Annotated in this window: 14 protein-coding genes and 3 rRNA genes; 15 read left to right on the top strand and 2 right to left on the bottom strand. The window is 67.5% G+C overall.

The features are described from left to right. Positions 1–61: 61 nt before the first annotated feature. The 3 genes from P3T34_RS06160 to P3T34_RS06150 all read left to right on the top strand — a co-directional run bounded on the left by P3T34_RS06160 (position 62) and on the right by P3T34_RS06150 (position 3,623). The gene (locus P3T34_RS06160; protein ID WP_280664966.1) at positions 62–886 is read left to right on the top strand and encodes an NUDIX domain-containing protein; all 825 of its coding nucleotides are present in this window, start codon (positions 62–64) and stop codon (positions 884–886) included. Between the two features lie 17 nt (positions 887–903). Next, positions 904–1,452, top strand: a complete 549-nt coding sequence (locus P3T34_RS06155; protein ID WP_280664965.1) for an NUDIX domain-containing protein — start codon at positions 904–906, stop codon at positions 1,450–1,452. Positions 1,453–1,574: 122 nt separating this feature from the next. Then, on the top strand, positions 1,575–3,623 hold the full coding sequence (locus P3T34_RS06150; protein WP_280664964.1) for an acetoacetate--CoA ligase: 2,049 nt from the start codon (positions 1,575–1,577) through the stop codon (positions 3,621–3,623). Positions 3,624–3,674: 51 nt separating this feature from the next. Here the strand turns inward: P3T34_RS06150 and ptsP are convergent, their stop codons facing one another. Both ptsP and P3T34_RS06140 read right to left on the bottom strand, forming a co-directional pair. Then, complete coding sequence (gene ptsP, locus P3T34_RS06145; RefSeq protein WP_280664963.1) at positions 3,675–5,345, bottom strand: phosphoenolpyruvate--protein phosphotransferase; 1,671 nt, start codon at positions 5,343–5,345, stop codon at positions 3,675–3,677. 35 nt (positions 5,346–5,380) lie between these two features. Further along, positions 5,381–5,830 carry a PTS glucose transporter subunit IIA gene (locus tag P3T34_RS06140; RefSeq protein ID WP_280664962.1) on the bottom strand — a complete coding sequence of 150 codons (450 nt, stop codon included), beginning with the start codon at positions 5,828–5,830 and terminating at the stop codon, positions 5,381–5,383. A gap of 668 nt (positions 5,831–6,498) precedes the next feature. Between P3T34_RS06140 and P3T34_RS06135 the strand changes: the two genes are divergently transcribed. The 12 genes from P3T34_RS06135 to P3T34_RS06080 all read left to right on the top strand — a co-directional run bounded on the left by P3T34_RS06135 (position 6,499) and on the right by P3T34_RS06080 (position 20,640). After that, positions 6,499–8,020 (top strand): 16S ribosomal RNA (locus P3T34_RS06135). Positions 8,021–8,305: 285 nt separating this feature from the next. Beyond that, positions 8,306–11,426: ribosomal RNA gene (locus tag P3T34_RS06130) — 23S ribosomal RNA — on the top strand. 84 nt (positions 11,427–11,510) lie between these two features. Then, a 5S ribosomal RNA gene (gene rrf, locus P3T34_RS06125) occupies positions 11,511–11,627 on the top strand. Together the 16S, 23S and 5S rRNA genes form the textbook arrangement of a ribosomal RNA operon. A gap of 147 nt (positions 11,628–11,774) precedes the next feature. Continuing rightward, positions 11,775–12,386, top strand: coding sequence for a CDP-alcohol phosphatidyltransferase family protein (locus P3T34_RS06120; RefSeq protein ID WP_280664961.1), 612 nt, complete (start codon positions 11,775–11,777; stop codon positions 12,384–12,386). A 125-nt stretch (positions 12,387–12,511) separates the two neighbouring features. Further along, on the top strand, positions 12,512–15,007 hold the full coding sequence (locus P3T34_RS06115) for a mannose-1-phosphate guanyltransferase (protein ID WP_280664960.1): 2,496 nt from the start codon (positions 12,512–12,514) through the stop codon (positions 15,005–15,007). A 129-nt stretch (positions 15,008–15,136) separates the two neighbouring features. Then, entirely contained in the window at positions 15,137–16,072 is a 936-nt protein-coding gene (locus P3T34_RS06110) for a DUF881 domain-containing protein (protein WP_280664959.1), read from the top strand. Beyond that, the gene (locus P3T34_RS06105) at positions 16,069–16,401 is read left to right on the top strand and encodes a small basic family protein (protein ID WP_280664958.1); all 333 of its coding nucleotides are present in this window, start codon (positions 16,069–16,071) and stop codon (positions 16,399–16,401) included. The genes P3T34_RS06110 and P3T34_RS06105 overlap by 4 nt, the downstream gene beginning before the upstream one ends. Positions 16,402–16,423: 22 nt before the next feature. Further along, positions 16,424–17,245, top strand: coding sequence for a DUF881 domain-containing protein (locus P3T34_RS06100; RefSeq protein ID WP_280664957.1), 822 nt, complete (start codon positions 16,424–16,426; stop codon positions 17,243–17,245). A 160-nt stretch (positions 17,246–17,405) separates the two neighbouring features. Then, positions 17,406–18,299, top strand: a complete 894-nt coding sequence (locus P3T34_RS06095; protein WP_280671852.1) for an FHA domain-containing protein — start codon at positions 17,406–17,408, stop codon at positions 18,297–18,299. Between the two features lie 145 nt (positions 18,300–18,444). Next, complete coding sequence (locus tag P3T34_RS06090; protein ID WP_280671850.1) at positions 18,445–19,176, top strand: MerR family transcriptional regulator; 732 nt, start codon at positions 18,445–18,447, stop codon at positions 19,174–19,176. A 101-nt stretch (positions 19,177–19,277) separates the two neighbouring features. Next, on the top strand, positions 19,278–19,751 hold the full coding sequence (locus P3T34_RS06085) for a bifunctional nuclease family protein (protein ID WP_035792482.1): 474 nt from the start codon (positions 19,278–19,280) through the stop codon (positions 19,749–19,751). Between the two features lie 205 nt (positions 19,752–19,956). Further along, complete coding sequence (locus tag P3T34_RS06080; protein ID WP_280664956.1) at positions 19,957–20,640, top strand: MerR family transcriptional regulator; 684 nt, start codon at positions 19,957–19,959, stop codon at positions 20,638–20,640. Positions 20,641–20,667: the final 27 nt, after the last annotated feature.

Raw genomic sequence — 20,667 nt, 5'->3', positions numbered from 1 at the left:
CCGAAACTCTAGGTCCTGCTAGGTTGCCCTCGGGACGAGAACAACCTGAGCAAGGGGCGCCATGTCCGATCACGAGCCCACCGACCACGAGCCCACCCTCGACGCTCCCGACGAGAGCGCCTTCCTCGCCGCCTACGACCCGCGCGCCTTCACCCCGGTCGCCGTGACGGTCGACGTGGTCGCCCTGACACTCCGTCAGGGAGCCCTGCACGTCCTGCTGGTGGAGCGCGGCGCCCCGCCGTACCAGGGCCGCTGGGCACTGCCCGGCGGCTTCCTGCGCGCCGGGCAGGAGGACCTGCCGACCGCCGCCGCCCGCGAGCTGGCCGAGGAGACCGGCCTGGCCGCCGAGGACGCCGCCCTCGGCCGAGTGCACCTCGAACAGCTCGGCACCTACGGCGCACCCGGGCGCGACCCGCGGATGCACGTGGTCTCGGTCGCCTACCTCGCCTTCGCCCCCGACCTGCCCGACCCGCAGGCCGGCAGCGACGCCGCCGCGGCCGCCTGGCACCCCGTCCCCTCCCATGAGGCCGCCGCGCCGCCCGTCGAGCTGGCCTTCGACCACGCCCGGATCCTCGCCGACGCCCTCGACCGGGCCCGCGCCAAGCTCGAGTACACCCCGCTCGCCACCGCCTTCCTGCCACCGGACTTCACCATCCCGGAGCTGCGCGCGGTCTACGAGGCCGTCTGGGACGACAAGCTGCACCCCGGCAACTTCCACCGCAAGGTGCTCTCCGTCCCCGGCTTCGTCGAGAGCACCGGCGCCACCACCGAACGCGGCGGCAGCCGCGGCGGCCCGCGCGCCCGCACCTACCGCGCCGGCGCGGCCCGACTCCTGCACCCCGCCCTGCTGCGCCCCGACTCGACCCAGCCATCCACTCGGACCTGACGGCTACCATCCACCCCATGAGCACTCACGAGGCCCAGGTCGCCAAATCCCCTGGTGCGCACTGCCACTGGTGCGGCACCGCCTACCCGGCCGGGACGACGGCCTGGCCGCGCACCTGCCCCGGCTGCGGTGAGATCAGCTACCGCAACCCGCTGCCGGTGACCGTCGCCCTGCTCCCGGTCAACCGCCCCGACGGCGGCCAGAGCCTGGTGGTGATCCGCCGCACCATCGAGCCCGGCTACGGCCTGCTCGCCCTGCCCGGCGGCTATGTCGACTACGGCGAGAGCTGGCAGCAGGCCGCCGTCCGCGAACTGCGCGAGGAGACCGGCATCCACGCCCGCGCGGACCAGGTCGCGCTGGTGGCCACCGACTCGGACAACGCCGGCGGCTTCCTCTGCCTCTTCGCCCTGCTGCCCGCCCAGGACCGCGCCGACCTGCCGCCGTCGAAGCCCACCGACGAGACCGAGGGCTGGCAGCTCATCGACACCCCCGTCGAGCTGGCCTTCCCCTTCCACACCCGGGTCACCAAATCCTGGTTCGACGGGGACTACGCCCACCTGGCCTGACGCCCGTACCCCCCTGGCGCACCCGACGATCACATGGCAGGGTCTTGCACCGTCAGTACGCAATGGACGGGCCGCGCCACCAGCGCCCACCCCGCCCTCACCTCGGCCGGGAGACCACCACCGTGAGCACCCCACCCCAGGACCAGAACCACCCGGACGCCCCGGCGCCCGGCGAGCCGCTCTGGCGCCCCGACCCCGCCGCGGCCGCCGGCACCCGGCTGGTCGCGTTCCAGGCCTGGGCCGCCGAACACCACGGCGCGCCGGCCGCCCCGCTGGCCCCGGTGGCCGACGACGCCACCGCCGCCGAGCGCTACGCCGCCCTGCACAGCTGGTCCACCGAGGACCTCGACCGCTTCTGGACCGCCGTCACCGACTGGTTCGACGTGCGCTTCTCCACCCCGCCGCAGGCCGTCCTCGCCGACCCGGCGATGCCCGGCGCCCGCTGGTTCCCCGGCGCCCGCCTCAACTACGCCGAGCACGCGCTGCGCTTCGCCGAGGACCCGGCGCACGCCGACCGCCCCGCGATCCTGCACCTCGACGAGACCACCGACGAGCCGATCGCGCTGAGTTGGGCCGAGCTGCGCCGCCAGGTCGGCGCGCTCACCGCCCAGCTGCGCGCCCTGGGCATCGGCCCCGGCGACCGGGTCGCCGCCTACCTCCCCAACATCCCGCAGGCCATCACCGCGCTGCTCGCCACCGCGGCCGTCGGCGCGATCTGGACCTCCTGCGCCCCCGACTTCGGCGCCCGCAGCGTGCTGGACCGCTTCCAGCAGATCGAGCCCGCCGTCCTGTTCGCCGTCGACGGCTACCGCTACGGCGGCAAGGCCCACGACCGCACCGACGTGGTCGCCGAGCTGCGCCGCGAACTGCCCACCCTGCGCGCCGTCGTGCACGTCCCGCTGCTCGGCTCGCCGGCCCCCGAGGGCGCCCTGCACTGGGACGACCTCACCGCCGGCGACGCCGAGCCGGTCTTCGAGCAACTCCCGTTCGAGCACCCGCTCTGGGTGCTCTACTCCTCCGGCACCACCGGCCTGCCCAAGGCCATCGTGCAGAGCCAGGGCGGAATTCTCGTCGAGCATCTCAAGCAGACCGGCCTGCACCTGGACCTGGGCCCCGAGGACCGCTTCCTCTGGTACACCTCCACCGGCTGGATGATGTGGAACTTCCTGGTCGCCGGCCTGCTGGTCGGCGCCACCGTGGTCACCTACGACGGCAGCCCGGGCCACCCCGACACCGGCGCGCTCTGGCAGGTCGCCGCCCGCAGCCGCGCCACCGTGCTCGGCACCTCGGCCGCGTACGTGATCGCCAGCCGCAAGGCCGAGCTGCACCCGGGCCGCGACCTCGACCTCAGCGCCGTCCGCTGCCTGGGCACCACCGGCTCCCCGCTGCCGCCCGACGGCTTCCGCTGGATCTACGACGAGGTCAAGCCGGACGTCTGGCTCGCCTCGGTCAGCGGCGGCACGGACGTCTGCAGCTGCTTCGTCGGCGGCGTCCCCACCCTCCCGGTGTACCTCGGCGAGATCCAGGCCCCCTGCCTCGGCGCGGCCGTCGAGTCCTGGGACGTCCAGGGCAAGCCGCACACCGACGAGGTCGGCGAGCTGGTGGTCACCAAGCCGCTCCCCTCGATGCCCACCGGCTTCTGGAACGACCCCGACGGCGTCCGCTACCACGACAGCTACTTCGAGATGTTCCCCGGCACCTGGCGCCACGGCGACTGGATCACCGCCACCTCGCGCGGCACGGTGATCATCCACGGCCGCTCCGACTCCACCCTCAACCGCCAGGGCGTCCGGATGGGCTCCTCCGACATCTACGAGGTGGTCGAGCGCCTCCCCGAGATCACCGAGTCCCTGGTGATCGGCCTGGAGGAGGCCGAGGGCGCCTACTGGATGCCGCTCTTCGTCGTCCTCGCCCCCGGCGCCACCCTCGACGACGAGCTGCGCGCCCGGATCCACACCGCGCTGCGCACCGAGCTCTCGCCGCGCCACGTCCCCGACGAGGTCATCGCCGTCACCGGCCTCCCGCACACCCTCACCGGCAAGCGCATCGAGGTCCCGGTCAAGCGCCTGCTCTCCGGCACTCCGCTCGACCAGGCCGTCAACCCCGGCTCCGTCGACAACCTCGACCACCTGCGCTTCTTCGAGCAGCTGGGCCGCGACCGCCGCAGCTGACACCAAGGAGGGCGTCCCCCACCCGGGGAACGCCCTCCTCGCCCCTTCCCCCTACTCCCCGGACAGCACGTGCTGCGCCGCGGCGCGCGCCTCGTCCGCGCCGTCCGTGGCACGGGCCGCCTCGGCCGCCCGCCGGCACTGCGCCAGCGTGTACTTCGCCAGCGACGCCCGCACGTACGGAATCGACGCCGCGCCCATCGACAGGCTGGTCACGCCAAGACCGGTCAGCACACAGGCCAGCAGCGGATCGGCGGCCGCCTCGCCGCAGACACCGCAGCTGCGCCCGGTCGCCTGCGCCGCGTCGGCGGCAGCCGCGATCAGGTCGAGCAGCGCCGGCTGCCACGGGTCCTGCAGCCGCGCCAGCGAGCCGACCTGGCGGTCCGCCGCAAAGGTGTACTGCGCAAGGTCGTTGGTCCCCAACGACAGGAACTCGACCTCCTGCAGGATCGAGCGCGCCCGCAGCGCGGCCGACGGGATCTCCACCATCGCCCCGAACTTCGCCTGCAGCCCCGCCTTGCGGCAGGCGTCCGCGAACGCCCGGGCGTCCACCCGGTCGGCCACCATCGGCGCCATCACCTCCAAGTGGACGGGCAGGCCCTCGGCCGCCCTGGCCAGCGCCCGCAGCTGGGTGTCCAGCACCTCGGGGTGCTCAAGCAGCGTGCGCAGCCCGCGCACGCCCAGCGCCGGGTTCGGCTCGTCGGCCGGCGTCAGGAAGTCCAGCGGTTTGTCCGCCCCGGCATCCAGTGCCCGGACCACCACCCGGCCCTCGGGGAACGCCTCCAGCACCTTCCGGTACGCCTGGACCTGCTGCTCCTCGCCCGGTGCCTTGGCCGAGTCGTCCAGGAAGAGGAACTCGGTCCGGAACAGCCCGACGCCCTCCGCCCCCGCAGCCAGCGCGGCCGGCACGTCGCCGGGCCCGCCGACGTTGGCCAGCAGCGGCACCCGGTGCCCGTCCGAGGTCTGCCCCGGACCGGACGAGGAGGCCAGCGCGGCCTTGCGCTCGGCGGCGGCCCGCCGCAGCTCGGCCTGCTTCTGCTCGCCCGGCTCGATCAGCACCTCGCCGCTGCTGCCGTCGACCGCGACCACCACACCCTCGGCCACACTGGTCGCACCGGGCAGCGCGACCACGGCCGGCACACCCATCGCCCGCGCGAGGATGGCGCTGTGGCTGGTCGGCCCGCCCTCCTCGGTGACGAAGCCGAGCACCAGCGCCGGGTCCAGCAGCGCGGTGTCGGCCGGCGCCAGGTCCCGGGCGAAGAGCACGTACGGCTCGTCGCTGTCCGGCACGCCCGGCATCGGCACACCGAGCAGCCGCGCGACGATCCGGTTGCGGACGTCGTCCAGGTCGGCCACCCGGCCCGCCAGGTACTCGCCCGCCGAGGCCAGCAGGGCGCGGTAGGCGGCAAAGGCGTCGTAGACGCCGCGCTCGGCGCTGCTGCCCACGGTGATCCTGCGCCGCACGTCCGCCATCAGCTCGGGGTCCTGGGCCATCAGGGCCTGCGCCTCCAGCACCCCTTGGGCCTCGCCGCCGGCCAGATTGCCGCGCGCGATCAGATCGGCTGCCACCGCGTCCACGGCCTGCTGGGCGCGGGCCTGCTCACGCGGCGCGTCCGCGGTCGGAATCTGCGTGGCCGGCGGCTCCAGCACCGCGGTGCCCATGTGCCGTACCTGGCCGATCGCCACCCCGTGGCTGACACCTACGCCGCGCAGCGTCCTGTCCATGCTTCAGTCCTGTCGTTGCTTCGAGGGGGTTGTTCTCAGTTCCAGGTGAACAGCGTGCCGCCACTGGCGACGTCACCGGCCTCGGCGACATCGCCCAGCGCATCCACCGCCGCCTCCAGCGCGACGATCGGCGAGATCGGCGACTTGCCCGCGGCCTCGACCGCGGCGGGGTCCCACTTGATCACCGGCTGGCCGCGCTTCACCTGGTCGCCCTTGCTCACCAGCACCTCGAAGCCCTCGCCGTTGAGCTGCACGGTGTCGATGCCGAGGTGGGTGAGCACCCCGTGGCCGTCCTCGTCCATCACGACGAACGCGTGCGGGTGCATCGAGACGACCAGGCCGTCCACCGGGGCGACGGCCGACGTGGGCTCACGCACCGGGTCGATGGCGGTACCGGGACCCACCATCGCGCCGGAGAAGACGGGGTCGGGCACGGCGGCGAGCCCAACGGCGCGGCCGGTCAGCGGCGACGTCACAGTGGTCATGGAGGAGCCTCCCAGGTGCGGAGTACAGCGAGGTCTGAAGCCTAAATCATGCCAACTTTGGACATCTCGGGACAGAAGCAGCACAGCTCCCGGTCGGTCGCACCCGACGAGCGGTACTCGCCTCGCCGTCGGTCACGGACCCGACTCCGGGCCGGTCAGACCGTTTCGGATCCCAAGTGGTCTAGTCCTCTTGCCGGACGCGCCGCACTCTACGGCATCCGAGTGAGCCCGACGATTGCCCCCGACCCCCTCCCGCACGGGCCCCACCCCCCACACCGACACGACGGCCGCCACGCTCGATTAGGCGCACCGCCACAGAGGGGCTATCGTTACTCAGGTCGCCGCGAGGTGATGGTGAATACAGCGAGTCAGCAACGTGAAGTCCGAGTGAAATCGGAATGAAACAAGTCTGATACGCTGAGGACACGAAGAACGAAGCGCCCGGAGATACTGCGAAGGCAGTTCGAAGGAAGTGTCCGTTCCTTGAGAACTCAACAGCGTGCCAAAAGTCAACGCCAGATATGTTGACATCCCCGGCCTTGATCTTCGGATCGGGGTTGGAGATTCCTTTTGAAGTAATACACAGCGAGGACGCAGTGCACGTGACCGCCCTATTCCGGTGGTTGTCGTGCCGCTCAACGCGGGTGTCACCCGATTACGGGTATACATTCACGGAGAGTTTGATCCTGGCTCAGGACGAACGCTGGCGGCGTGCTTAACACATGCAAGTCGAACGATGAAGCCTTCGGGTGGATTAGTGGCGAACGGGTGAGTAACACGTGGGAAATCTGCCCTGCACTCTGGGACAAGCCTTGGAAACGAGGTCTAATACCGGATATGACCTGTCCTCGCATGGGGGTGGGTGGAAAGCTCCGGCGGTGCAGGATGATCCCGCGGCCTATCAGCTTGTTGGTGGGGTAATGGCCTACCAAGGCGACGACGGGTAGCCGGCCTGAGAGGGCGACCGGCCACACTGGGACTGAGACACGGCCCAGACTCCTACGGGAGGCAGCAGTGGGGAATATTGCACAATGGGCGAAAGCCTGATGCAGCGACGCCGCGTGAGGGATGAAGGCCTTCGGGTCGTAAACCTCTTTCAGCAGGGAAGAAGCGCAAGTGACGGTACCTGCAGAAGAAGCACCGGCTAACTACGTGCCAGCAGCCGCGGTAATACGTAGGGTGCGAGCGTTGTCCGGAATTATTGGGCGTAAAGAGCTCGTAGGCGGCTTGTCGCGTCGGATGTGAAAGCCCGGGGCTTAACCCCGGGTCTGCATTCGATACGGGCAGGCTAGAGTGTGGTAGGGGAGATCGGAATTCCTGGTGTAGCGGTGAAATGCGCAGATATCAGGAGGAACACCGGTGGCGAAGGCGGATCTCTGGGCCATTACTGACGCTGAGGAGCGAAAGCGTGGGGAGCGAACAGGATTAGATACCCTGGTAGTCCACGCCGTAAACGGTGGGAACTAGGTGTTGGCGACATTCCACGTCGTCGGTGCCGCAGCTAACGCATTAAGTTCCCCGCCTGGGGAGTACGGCCGCAAGGCTAAAACTCAAAGGAATTGACGGGGGCCCGCACAAGCAGCGGAGCATGTGGCTTAATTCGACGCAACGCGAAGAACCTTACCAAGGCTTGACATATGCCGGAAACGGCCAGAGATGGTCGCCCCCTTGTGGTCGGTATACAGGTGGTGCATGGTTGTCGTCAGCTCGTGTCGTGAGATGTTGGGTTAAGTCCCGCAACGAGCGCAACCCTTGTTCTGTGTTGCCAGCATGCCTTTCGGGGTGATGGGGACTCACAGGAGACTGCCGGGGTCAACTCGGAGGAAGGTGGGGACGACGTCAAATCATCATGCCCCTTATGTCTTGGGCTGCACACGTGCTACAATGGTCGGTACAAAGGGCTGCGATGCCGCGAGGCGGAGCGAATCCCAAAAAGCCGGCCTCAGTTCGGATTGGGGTCTGCAACTCGACCCCATGAAGTTGGAGTTGCTAGTAATCGCAGATCAGCATGCTGCGGTGAATACGTTCCCGGGCCTTGTACACACCGCCCGTCACGTCACGAAAGTCGGTAACACCCGAAGCCGGTGGCCTAACCCGTAAGGGGAGGAGCCGTCGAAGGTGGGACCAGCGATTGGGACGAAGTCGTAACAAGGTAGCCGTACCGGAAGGTGCGGCTGGATCACCTCCTTTCTAAGGAGCACACGGCCGATTGTGAGCAAATGTCTCGCACGGTCAGCTCATGGGTGGAACGTTGACTATTCGGCACACACGGTTGCTCTTTGCGAGTACTGCGTTTCGGCGCGTGGAAAGCATGGTTGCGGTCGGGTGTGTCGGGCACGTTGTTGGGTCCTGAGGGAGCGGCCGGTTATGGTCGTTGCTTCAGTGCCGGTCCCACGGACACTGCCCTGTCAAGGGGTTGTGTAGGTGGGTGTCTGGTCGTTGTTTGAGAACTGCACAGTGGACGCGAGCATCTGTGGCCAAGTTTTTAAGGGCGCACGGTGGATGCCTTGGCACTAGGAACCGATGAAGGACGTGGGAGGCCACGATAGTCCCCGGGGAGCCGTCAACCAGGCTTTGATCCGGGGGTTTCCGAATGGGGAAACCCGGCAGTCGTCATGGGCTGTCACCCGTACCTGAATATATAGGGTATGTGGAGGGAACGAGGGGAAGTGAAACATCTCAGTACCCTCAGGAAGAGAAAACAACCGTGATTCCGGGAGTAGTGGCGAGCGAAACCGGATGAGGCTAAACCGTATTGGTGTGATACCCGGCAGGGGTTGCCAATGCGGGGTCGTGGGAAAGTTCTTCAGTCGTCTGCCGGCGGCTGGGTGAGTCAGAAACCGTATGGATAGTCGAAGGACATGCGAAAGGTCCGGCGTAGAGGGTAAGACCCCCGTAGACGAAATCTGTGCGGCTCACTTGAGCTTCTCCCAAGTAGCACGGAGCCCGAGAAATTCCGTGTGAATCTGGCGGGACCACCCGCTAAGCCTAAATATTCCCTAGTGACCGATAGCGGATAGTACCGTGAGGGAATGGTGAAAAGTACCGCGGGAGCGGAGTGAAATAGTACCTGAAACCGTGTGCCTACAAGCCGTGGGAGCGTCGGACACCAGCTTGCTGTGTGTCTCGTGACTGCGTGCCTTTTGAAGAATGAGCCTGCGAGTTTGCGGTGTGTAGCGAGGTTAACCCGTGTGGGGTAGCCGTAGCGAAAGCGAGTCCGAATAGGGCGTTTGAGTTGCACGCCCAAGACCCGAAGCGGAGTGATCTAGCCATGGGCAGGTTGAAGCGGAGGTAAGACTTCGTGGAGGACCGAACCCACCAGGGTTGAAAACCTGGGGGATGACCTGTGGTTAGGGGTGAAAGGCCAATCAAACTCCGTGATAGCTGGTTCTCCCCGAAATGCATTTAGGTGCAGCGTCACGTGTTTCTTGCCGGAGGTAGAGCACTGGATAGGCGATGGGCCTCACCGGGTTACTGACCTTAGCCAAACTCCGAATGCCGGTAAGTGAGAGCGTGGCAGTGAGACTGTGGGGGATAAGCTCCATGGTCGAGAGGGAAACAGCCCAGAACACCGACTAAGGTCCCTAAGCGTGTGCTAAGTGGGAAAGGATGTGGAGTCGCACAGACAACCAGGAGGTTGGCTTAGAAGCAGCCATCCTTGAAAGAGTGCGTAATAGCTCACTGGTCAAGTGATTCCGCGCCGACAATGTAGCGGGGCTCAAGCACACCACCGAAGTCGTGTCATTGCAGCAATACCTCCAACGGGGGCTGTGATGGGTAGGGGAGCGTCGTGTGCCGGGTGAAGCAGCGGAGGAATCCAGTTGTGGACGGTTCACGAGTGAGAATGCAGGCATGAGTAGCGATACAAGAGTGGGAAACTCTTGCGCCGATTGACCAAGGGTTCCTGGGTCAAGCTGATCTGCCCAGGGTAAGTCGGGACCTAAGGCGAGGCCGACAGGCGTAGTCGATGGACAACGGGTTGATATTCCCGTACCCGCTTTGAAGCGCCAACGTCGAACCAGATGATGCTAAGCCCGCGAAGCCGGCCTGGAGTCTTCGGACGAAGGGACGTGGTGGAGCCGGTGACCCAAGTCTGTAGTAGGTGAGCGATGGGGTGACGCAGGAAGGTAGTCCAGCCCGGGCGGTGGTTGTCCCGGGGTAAGGGTGTAGGCCGAGTGATAGGCAAATCCGTCACTCATTAAGGCTGAGACCTGATGCCGAGCCGATTGTGGTGAAGTGGATGATCCTATGCTGTCGAGAAAAGCCTCTAGCGAGTTTCATGGCGGCCCGTACCCCAAACCGACTCAGGTGGTCAGGTAGAGAATACCGAGGCGTTCGGGTGAACTATGGTTAAGGAACTCGGCAAAATGCCCCCGTAACTTCGGGAGAAGGGGGGCCATTCCTGGTGATGAGTCTTGCACTCTGAGCTGGGGGTGGCCGCAGAGACCAGCGAGAAGCGACTGTTTACTAAAAACACAGGTCCGTGCGAAGCCGTAAGGCGATGTATACGGACTGACGCCTGCCCGGTGCTGGAACGTTAAGGGGACCGGTTAGTCTAGTTTCGACTAGGCGAAGCTGAGAACTTAAGCGCCAGTAAACGGCGGTGGTAACTATAACCATCCTAAGGTAGCGAAATTCCTTGTCGGGTAAGTTCCGACCTGCACGAATGGCGTAACGACTTCTCGACTGTCTCAACCATAGGCCCGGTGAAATTGCATTACGAGTAAAGATGCTCGTTTCGCGCAGCAGGACGGAAAGACCCCGGGACCTTTACTATAGCTTGATATTGGTGTTCGGTTCGGCTTGTGTAGGATAGGTGGGAGACTTTGAAGCGGCAACGCCAGTTGTCGTGGAGTCGACGTTGAAATACCACTCTGGTCGTGCTGGATGTCTAACCTGGGTCCGTGATCCGGATCAGGGACAGTGTCTGGTGGGTAGTTTAACTGGGGCGGTTGCCTCCTAAAGAGTAACGGAGGCGCCCAAAGGTTCCCTCAGCCTGGTTGGCAATCAGGTGTTGAGTGTAAGTGCACAAGGGAGCTTGACTGTGAGACCGACGGGTCGAGCAGGTGCGAAAGCAGGGACTAGTGATCCGGCGGTGGCTTGTGGAAGCGCCGTCGCTCAACGGATAAAAGGTACCCCGGGGATAACAGGCTGATCTTCCCCAAGAGTCCATATCGACGGGATGGTTTGGCACCTCGATGTCGGCTCGTCGCATCCTGGGGCTGGAGTAGGTCCCAAGGGTTGGGCTGTTCGCCCATTAAAGCGGTACGCGAGCTGGGTTTAGAACGTCGTGAGACAGTTCGGTCCCTATCCGCTGTGCGCGTAGGAATATTGAGAAGGGCTGTCCCTAGTACGAGAGGACCGGGACGGACGAACCTCTGGTGTGCCAGTTGTCCTGCCAAGGGCATGGCTGGTTGGCTACGTTCGGGAGGGATAACCGCTGAAAGCATCTAAGCGGGAAGCCTGCTTCGAGATGAGTATTCCCACCTCCTTGAGAGGGTAAGGCTCCCAGTAGACGACTGGGTTGATAGGCCGGATGTGGAAGCCCAGTAATGGGTGGAGCTGACCGGTACTAATAGGCCGAGGGCTTGTCCTCAGTTGCTCGCGTCCACTGTGTTGTTCTGAAACAACGACCCCGTCCCATGGCCATGGGGCGGTGCGGTTGACAGTTTCATAGTGTTTCGGTGGTCATAGCGTGAGGGAAACGCCCGGTTACATTCCGAACCCGGAAGCTAAGCCTCACAGCGCCGATGGTACTGCAGGGGGGACCCTGTGGGAGAGTAGGACGCCGCCGAACAATCTTTGAATACCAGTGAAGCCCCTTTCGAATCCGAAAGGGGCTTCACTGCGTTGTGCTGTCGCACGTGAGGCTGTCGCCCGCACCGGCGGCGGCCGGGTAAAGTCAGCCGAGCACCTTACGTCGTACCGGACAGGAGGCCCCCGGGTGGAGGTCCAGGAGACGCGCGTCCAGACCGACCGCGTCCTCACCATCCCCAACCTGCTGAGCATGGCCCGCCTGGTCGGCGTTCCCGTGTTCCTCTGGCTGATCCTCTGGCCGCAGTTCGGCGGGCCCAACCACGACGGTTGGGCCGTAGCGATTCTGATGGCCAGTGGCGTCAGCGACTACCTCGACGGGAAGCTCGCCCGGAGGTGGGGTCAGGTCAGCCGGCTCGGCCAGCTGCTGGACCCGGCGGCGGACCGGCTTTACGTGGTCTCCACACTGGTCGGCCTGACGTGGCGGGAGATCCTGCCCTGGTGGGTGACCGCGATCCTGGTGGCCCGTGAGGCGTTCGTCCTCGGCGTGCTGTTGATCCTGCGTCGGCACGACTACGGTCCGCTGCAGGTCACCTTTCTCGGCAAGGCGGCCACCTTCAATCTGATGTACGCCTTTCCGCTTCTGCTGCTGGGGCAGGGCGAGGGCTGGTTCCACTCCACGACCGCCGCTGTCAGCTGGGCGTTCATCTGGTGGGGAACCGTCCTCTACTGGTGGGCCGGCATCCTCTATGCCGTGCAGGCGCGGCAGATCATCAAGGCCGACGCCGTGGTGATTGGCTGACGCACTGTAACCGCGGCCCAGTTAAACGGTCCATCCGCGCGTCGGATCATTTCTGCCGGGTAGAGGTCTCCTGGAACGGTTTGATGGACGACGAGTCCATTGCCGCGAAGGAGGACGCACCCGCAATGAAAGCCGTTGTGATGGCAGGAGGCGAGGGAACTCGTCTCCGACCGATGACTTCGAGTATGCCGAAGCCGCTGCTACCCGTGGCCAACAGGCCGATCATGGAGCACGTGCTGAGATTGCTCAAGCGGCACGGCCTCACCGACACCGTCATCACTGTTCAGTTCCTGGCGTCCCTGGTCAAGAACTACTTCGGTGATGGCGAGGATCTGGGGATGAACCTCACCTACGCCAACGAGGAGGTCCCGCTCGGCACCGCCGGCTGCGTCAAGAACGCCGAGGACGCACTGCGCGACGACTCCTTTCTGGTGATCTCAGGGGACGCGCTCACTGATTTCGATCTTTCCGATCTGATCGCTTTTCACCGTCGCAAGGGTGCGCTCGTCACCGTCTGTCTCACCAGAGTTCCCGACCCGTTGGAATTCGGAATCACGATCGTCGATGACGAGGGCCGGGTCGAGCGCTTCCTGGAGAAGCCCACCTGGGGTCAGGTCTTCTCCGACACGGTGAACACCGGCATCTATGTCATGGAGCCCGAGGTCTTCGACTACGTGGCCGCCGGGCAGTCGGTGGACTGGTCGAGTGACGTCTTCCCGCAGCTCCTCAAGGAGGGCAAGCCCGTCTACGGCTATGTGGCCGAGGGCTACTGGGAGGACGTCGGCACACACGAGAGCTATGGCAAGGCCCAGGCGGACGTGCTGGACGGCAAGGTCGACGTCGAGCTGGACGGCTTCGAGATCTCTCCGGGGGTCTGGGTGGCCGAGGGCGCCGAGGTCGATCCGGAGGCGATCCTGCGCGGTCCGCTCTACATCGGCGACTACGCCAAGGTCGAGGCCGGCGTCGAGTTGCGCGAGCACACCGTGCTGGGCAGCAACGTGGTCGTCAAGCGCGGGGCGTTTCTGCACAAGGCCGTGATCCACGACAACGTCTACATCGGGCCGCAGACCAATCTGCGGGGCTGTGTGGTCGGCAAGAACACCGACGTGATGCGCGCGGCCCGGATCGAGGACGGCGCGGTGATCGGGGACGAGTGCCTGATCGGCGAGGAGTCGATCATCGCGGGCGGCGTCCGGGTCTATCCGTTCAAGACCATCGAGGCCGGCGCCTTCGTCAACACGTCGGTGATCTGGGAGTCCCGGGGGCAGGAGCACCTGTTCGGGGCGCGCGGGGTGTCCGGCATCCTCAACGTCGAGATCACCCCGGAGCTGGCCGTGCGGCTGGCCGGCGCGTATGCGACGACATTGAAGAAGGGCGCCACCGTCACCATCGCGCGTGACCACTCACGCGGTGCCCGTGCGCTCAAACGGGCGATGATCTCGGCGCTGCAGACCAGCGCCATCGACGTCCGGGACCTGGAGAACGTCCCGCTGCCGGTGGCCCGCCAGCACACCGCGCGAGGCAGCGCCGGCGGCATCTTCCTGCGTACCACGCCGGGGGTGCCGGACTCGCTGGACATCCTCTTCTTCGACGAGCGCGGCGCCGACCTCTCCCAGGCCGGCCAGCGCAAGCTCGACCGGGTCTACGCACGGCAGGAGTACCGGCGGGCCTTCCCGGGCGAGATCGGCGACCTGACCTTCCCGTCCAGCGTGTTCGACTCCTACGCGGGCAATCTGCTGCGGGCGATCGACACCACCGGGGTGCGGGAGGCCGGGCTCAAGGTGGTGGTGGACACCGCGCACGGCAGCGCCGGTCTGGTTCTGCCGAGCATCCTGGGGCGCCTGGGCGTGGAGGCGCTGACGGTCAGCGGTGGGATGGACGAGGCCAGGCCCACCGAGGACGCCGAGGAGCGACGCGCCGGGCTGGCCCGGCTGGGCGCCCTGGTGGCGTCCTCCAGGGCGGCCTTCGGGGTGCGCTTCGACCCGGTCGGCGAGCGGGTGTCCTTTGTGGACGAGCTCGGTCGGGTGATCGAGGACGACCGGGCGCTGCTGGTGCTGCTGGACCTGGTGGCGGCCGAGCGCCGCAGCGGCCAGGTGGCGCTGCCGGTGACCACCACGCGGATCGCCGAGCAGGTGGCGGCCTACCACGGCACCCAGGTCTGCTGGACGTCCACCTCGCCGGACGACCTGGCCAAGGCGGCTGCCTCCGAGGAGACGATCTTCGGTGGTGACGGGCGCGGCGGGTTCGTCGTTCCCGAGTTCAGCGGCCTGCTGGACGGCGCCGCCGCGTTCGTCCGGCTGGTCGGGCTGGTTGCCCGCACTCAGCTGACCCTGAGCCAGATCGACGCGCGGATCCCGCATGCCCACATGCAGCGGCGTGACATCGCCACGCCGTGGGCGGCCAAGGGCATGGTGATGCGCTCGGTGGTCGAGGCGGCCGGGAGCCGGCGCCTGGACACCACGGACGGTGTCCGGGTCGTCGAGCCCGACGGGCGCTGGACGCTGGTGCTGCCGGACCCGGCGGAGGCGATCACCCACCTGTGGGCCGAGGGGCCGGACGATGAGGCGACCCAGGGCCTGCTGGACGAGTGGGCCGGGGTGGTGAACGGCGCCGGACGCTAGTCGGCCGGGTACCGCAGGTCGGCCGGGCACCCCCAATGGGGTCGTCCGGCCGACCGTCCGTTCTGGGGCTGGGAACGGCGGCCGGGGGCTGTTCACGGGCTGCTGCGGGGCCATGGGACGATGTGGCGCATGTCAGCGCAGCGACCGCCGAGCGACCCGGAGGGACGGTTCTCCCGTCCGGACGCCTCGATGTCCTTGCTGACCAGCGTGATGGACCACAGCCTGGACGAGGGGTACGCGGAGGCCGCCGCGGCTCGCGGCGCTGTGGGCAGCAGTCGGATACCCAGCAGCACCAAGGGGCGACTGGTGCTGGCGCTGGGCCTCGCACTGGTGACCGCGGTGGTGACGATCAGCGCGGTCGACGCGAACGAGGACCGTCCGACGCTGGCGAAGGAGCATGACGCGCTCGTCCAGCGGGTCACCGACGAGACCACTGCGGCCGACACGTTGCAGCACCAGGTGGAGTCCCTGCGCGACCAGGTGGACCAGGCCCAGCAGCGAGCTCTGAAGTCGGCCGGTGGGGACGGGGGGCTGGCGGTCCTCGCCGGCTCGGTCGGCACGGGAGCGCTCCGCGGACCCGGCCTGAAACTGGTGATCGACGACGCGGCGGGCACCGACAACGCCAGCGCTGTCGACCCGCGCACCGCCGACGGCTTCAGTGGCGGGCGGCTGCACGACCGGGATCTCCAGCTGGTCGTCAACGGACTCTGGCAGGCCGGCGCCGAAGCGGTCTCGATCAACGGCCAGCGGTTGACCGCGCTCTCCGCGATCCGCGCCGCCGGGGACGCCATCCTGGTGGACAACCGGCCGCTGGTGCCGCCCTACACGGTGCTCTCCATCGGTGACTCCCGGAAGTTGACCGCGGATTTCCAGAACGGGGTGGACGGCCAGTACCTGCGGGTCCTGCAGACCAGCTACGGCATCAAGTACAGCGTCGCCGCCCAGCACTCCTTGGACCTGCCGGCCGCGGTGGGCTTCACGCTGCGGCTGGCCCAGCCCGACGTCGTCCTGCCGTCTCCGTCCGTCTCTCCCGGCCCTTCTTCGACAGGAGCATCAACACCGTGATCGCCATACTGGGCCTTGTGGCCGGCGTCGTCGTAGGGCTGTTCGCGCAACCGGAAGTGCCGAGCGCGGTCGTCCCCTACCTGCCGATCGCTGTGGTGGCGGCGCTGGACGCGGTGTTCGGCGGGGTGCGGGCGATGCTGGACGGGAAATTCGACGACAAGGTCTTCGTGGTCTCCTTCCTCTCCAACGTGGTGGTGGCGGCACTGATCGTGTTCCTGGGTGACCAGCTCGGGGTGGGCTCGCAGCTGTCGACCGGTGTGGTCGTGGTGCTCGGGATCCGGATCTTCTCCAACGCGGCCGCCATCCGGCGCCATGTGTTCCGGGCCTGAGACCGGGGACGGAGTGCCGCAGATGACCAAGGAAGCGATGGAGCAGCAACAGGACGAGCAGGAGACCGAGAAGGAGGTCTCCGAGCCCGCTGCTGAGCGCGTTCCCACTCCCGTGCCGGCGTCCGACGGACGTCGGCGGCTCCGGGCCGCGCTCTGGCCGCCGAGGCTGTCCCGCGGGCAGCTGGTGGTCGCGCTGCTGCTCTTCTCGCTCGGCCTGGGCCTGGCCATCCAGGTGCGCTCGACCAACGACCACAGCGCACTGCGCGGTGCTCGCCAGGACGATCTGGTCCGGATCCTGGACGAGTTGGACAGCCGCCAGCAGCGCCTTCAGCAGGAGAAGGCCCAACTCGACCAGTCCTACGCCCAGTTGGAGAGCAGCTCGAACCAGGCAAAGGAGGCCGAGCAGCAGACCCGCCAGAAGGAAGCGGAACTTGGCGTGCTGGCAGGTACGGTGAAGGCGACCGGACCGGGGATCGTACTGACGGTCGATGACCCGCAGGGGCAGGTCAAGGCGGATATGCTGCTCGACACCCTGCAGGAACTCCGAGCGGCGGGGGCGGAGGCGATTCAGATCAACGATGTCCGTGTGGTGGCCGACACCTACTTCACCGACGCGCCGTCAGGCGGTGTCCAGATCGATGGCAAGGGCGTGACGCAGCCGTACCGCTTCACGGTGATCGGCAACGCGCAGGATCTGACGCCGGCCCTGAACATCCCCGGCGGCATCGTGCGCACGCTGGAGCGTGAGCAGGTCGGTACGTCGATCACGGAGCAGCAGAAGGTGACCGTGGACGCGCTGGCCGCGCCCCGGCCGCCGCAGTACGGCAAGCCGGCGGCGCAGTGACGGGCCGCTTGTCTCGGCTGACGGTTCGTCGGCCCCATGGCCTCTCACCTGCGAGTGGCCCCCGGTGCCAAGTGCACAGAGCGCGTCGGCCACACTGTTCAGTACCACTCCCGCAGTCCCGGCCCGATGCCGGGCCCGCAGCCTGTCCGAGGTTCTCACCCTGCCCCGCGGGCGGGTCTGTTTCACGCAAGGGGATTCGCCCGTGAGTCTGTTCTCGAAGCTGTTCGGTCGCAACAAGCGCAGTGCTGCGGCGGTGGAGATGCCCACCGCGCGCCACCGCCGGGATGAGGAGGGCCCCGGCTCGGTGCCGGGCATGAGGAGCCCGTCGCAGGACGGCTACCAGGCGGTCGGCGACCGTCCGCTGTTCCGTGAGGGGGGCTACGGCGCGTCGGTTGACCCCTCGGGTTCGCCGCGCATAGGTTTCCAGTCAGGACCCTCAACCTCTGGTGGAGGGTTTGCCCCGGATCCCTACGCCGGGCATGTCCCAGCGGGACTGCCGCGCCAGGAGGCTGCGAACATGACCGGCCCGATCGTCTGCGTTCGGTGCGGCAACCCGAACCCGGCCACCGCCCGGTTCTGCAACAACTGCGGCTCACCGCTGCGCAGTCCCGGCTCGCCGGAGCTGCCCGCCGAGACCACCTCCACCATCTCGATCTCCGGCCTGGAGTCGTACGACCCGCACGCGACCAGCACCGGCGCCACGCCGGCGCTGTCCTCCGAGGTGCTGGCCGCGATCGACGCGCTGCCGCCGGGTTCCGCGCTGCTGATCGTGCAGCGCGGTCCCAACTCGGGAAGCCGCTTCCTGCTGGACGCGGACATCACCACGGCGGGCCGGCACCCGCAGGGCGACATCTTCCTCGACGACGTCACCGTCTCGCGCCGGCACGTGGAGTTCCGCCGCCAGCCCGGTGGCTTCTCGGTGGCCGACGTGGGCAGCCTGAACGGGACGTACGTCAACCGTGAGCGGATCGACGAGGTTGGTCTGAACAACGGCGACGAGGTGCAGATCGGCAAGTACCGGCTGGTGTTCTTCGCGGGACCGCACCGCTACTAGGGCATGTCCGCGGTCCGGGCCCAGGCGGGCCCGGACCGCAGGTCCGGTCGCACTCAAGGCGGGGGTCCCTCACCACGACGTCGTCAGGAGAGCCCGAGTGACCGCGAATCAGACCGTGACCCAACCCAGGCAGGCCCCCGGGACGCTGCGGCGCTCCGGCGAGCGCCGCGGGCAGGAACTGCTCAGCATCGGGGCGGTGCTCGCCTTCCTGCGCGACGACTTCCCCGAAGTCACCATCTCGAAGATCCGCTTCCTGGAGGCGGAGGGCCTCGTCGAGCCGCAGCGCACTCCCTCGGGCTACCGGAAGTTCGGGCCCTCGGACGTCGAGCGGCTGGCCTATGTGCTGCGGATGCAGCGCGACCACTACCTTCCGCTGCGGGTGATCCGCGAGCACCTGGACGCCATCGAGCGGGGTGAGGCGCCCCCGGCGCTGCCCGTCGCCGAGGCCCGTCCCGGACCGCTGGAGGAGGCCGACCGCGAGTTGGTCGCCGCCGCCGTCGCGCCGTCCGGGGTGCGGCTGGGCCGGGCCGAGCTGCTGGCGGCGGCCGGCGCCCAGGAGCGGGACCTGGTCGAGTGGGAGTCCTACGGCCTGGTGGTCGCAGGCGCGGACGGCGGCTACGACGCGGAGACCCTGCAGATCGCCCGGCTGGTCGCGGAGCTCGGCCGGTTCGGTCTTGAGCCGCGCCACCTTCGTCAGGTGAAGGCCGCCGCGGAGCGCGAGATCGCGCTGGTGGACCAGGTGGTGGCCCCGCTGCGCCGGCACCGCAATCCGCAGACCCGGGCGCACGCCGAGACCACGGCCCGCGAGCTGGCCACCCTGGCGGTCCGCCTGCACGCCACGATGGTCCAGGCGGGGTTGCGGGTACGGCCGCAGTAGCGGCAGCGCGGGCACCCCGAACGGCTGCGCACTGGCCTCAGCAGGCCGCGTCGGGGAGGGCCGCGCTTTCATATCTGGTGGAGGGGCCATAGGGTTGCCTTGTGAATGAGCTCGACGTTGTAGGTGTCCGGGTGGAGATGCCCTCCAACCAGCCGATCGTCCTGCTGCGCGAAGTGGGGGGTGATCGGTATCTGCCGATTTGGATCGGCCCTGGTGAGGCGACGGCGATCGCCTTCGCCCAGCAGGGCATGACGCCGGTGCGGCCGCTGACGCACGACCTCTTCAAGGATGTGCTGGAGGCGCTCGGCCAGCAGCTGACCGAGGTCCGGATCACCGACCTGCGCGAGGGAGTGTTCTACGCCGAGCTGGTCTTCACCGGTGGTGTGGAGGTGAGCGCGCGCCCCTCGGACGCGATAGCGCTGGCGCTGCGTACCGGTACGCCGATCTACGGTGCCGAGGAGGTGCTCGCCGAGGCGGGGATCGCCATCCCGGACGAGCAGGAGGACGAGGTGGAGAAGTTCCGCGAGTTCCTCGACCAGGTCTCGCCGGAGGATTTCGGCGGCAACGCCCAGTAAGGCAACGCCCAGTAATGTGCGCCGTTTTGCCAAAACTGTTCGGTCCTACCCACACTGGGGGCACGCGAAACCACTCTCTGGAGTGACACGGTTTCGCCAGCCCGGCGTGGCGATCGTTGACGCGTCTCGGACGACTGCCTACCGTCAGGGGTGGCCTACCGGGATGCACTCCCGGCACCCGGGGAACGACTGGACGGAGGTTGGCATGAGCAGCACCGGCGATGGAGCGGCCGTGGGAGGCCCGTGCGCCCTCCACATGCCGCGCGGCAACCGTACGCCGATCGGCCGTTCCTGGGAGCAGCCCGAGCCCGAAGTGGTGGCCGAGCTGCCGCGGGTCGGCCGGTTTCCGGCCGTCCAGGCCGGCCAGCCCGCCATCGAGCGGATCACCCCCTCATCTGCGCTGCTGGGCTACCGCGGGCCGACGGCCTGCGCCGCGGCCGGTATCACCTACCGTCAGCTGGACTACTGGGCGCGTACCGGCCTGTTGGAGCCCAGTGTCCGCACGGCCGGTCCGGTGGGCGCGCAGCGGCTCTACAGCTTCCGCGACGTCCTGGTCCTCAAGATTGTCAAGCGGCTGCTGGACGCCGGGGTGTCGCTGCAGAACATCCGAGTGGCCGTCACCCATCTGCGGTCCAGTGAGCAGTCCGACCTGGCCGGGTTGACCCTGATGAGCGACGGCGCGACGGTCTACGAGTGCACCTCGCCGCAGCAGGTGGTCGATCTGCTGAAGGGCGGTCAGGGCATCTTCGGCATCGCCGTCGGCGCGGTCTGGCAGGAGTTGGACGCCACCTTGGGGCGCTTGCACGCGGAGCGCACCGACACCGGCGAGACGCTGCTGGGCAACGACCCGGCGGACGAGCTGGCCCAGCGGCGCAACCGGGCTGTCTGAAGCAGCGGAGTGTCCTTGGCAGGGCCC

It is taken from the genome of Kitasatospora sp. MAP12-44, assembly GCF_029892095.1.
Lineage (GTDB): Bacteria > Actinomycetota > Actinomycetes > Streptomycetales > Streptomycetaceae > Kitasatospora.
Note: the sequence above shows the minus strand (reverse complement) of the source record. Positions and strands in the feature narration are given on the sequence as shown.

Coding starts and splice junctions, on each gene's coding strand:
- P3T34_RS06160 (WP_280664966.1), top strand. CDS start 62: ATGTCCGATCACGAGCCCACCGACCACGAGCCCACCCTCGACGCTCCC.
- P3T34_RS06155 (WP_280664965.1), top strand. CDS start 904: ATGAGCACTCACGAGGCCCAGGTCGCCAAATCCCCTGGTGCGCACTGC.
- ptsP (WP_280664963.1), bottom strand. CDS start 5,345: ATGGACAGGACGCTGCGCGGCGTAGGTGTCAGCCACGGGGTGGCGATC.
- P3T34_RS06140 (WP_280664962.1), bottom strand. CDS start 5,830: ATGACCACTGTGACGTCGCCGCTGACCGGCCGCGCCGTTGGGCTCGCC.
- P3T34_RS06115 (WP_280664960.1), top strand. CDS start 12,512: ATGAAAGCCGTTGTGATGGCAGGAGGCGAGGGAACTCGTCTCCGACCG.
- P3T34_RS06110 (WP_280664959.1), top strand. CDS start 15,137: ATGTCAGCGCAGCGACCGCCGAGCGACCCGGAGGGACGGTTCTCCCGT.
- P3T34_RS06100 (WP_280664957.1), top strand. CDS start 16,424: ATGACCAAGGAAGCGATGGAGCAGCAACAGGACGAGCAGGAGACCGAG.
- P3T34_RS06080 (WP_280664956.1), top strand. CDS start 19,957: ATGAGCAGCACCGGCGATGGAGCGGCCGTGGGAGGCCCGTGCGCCCTC.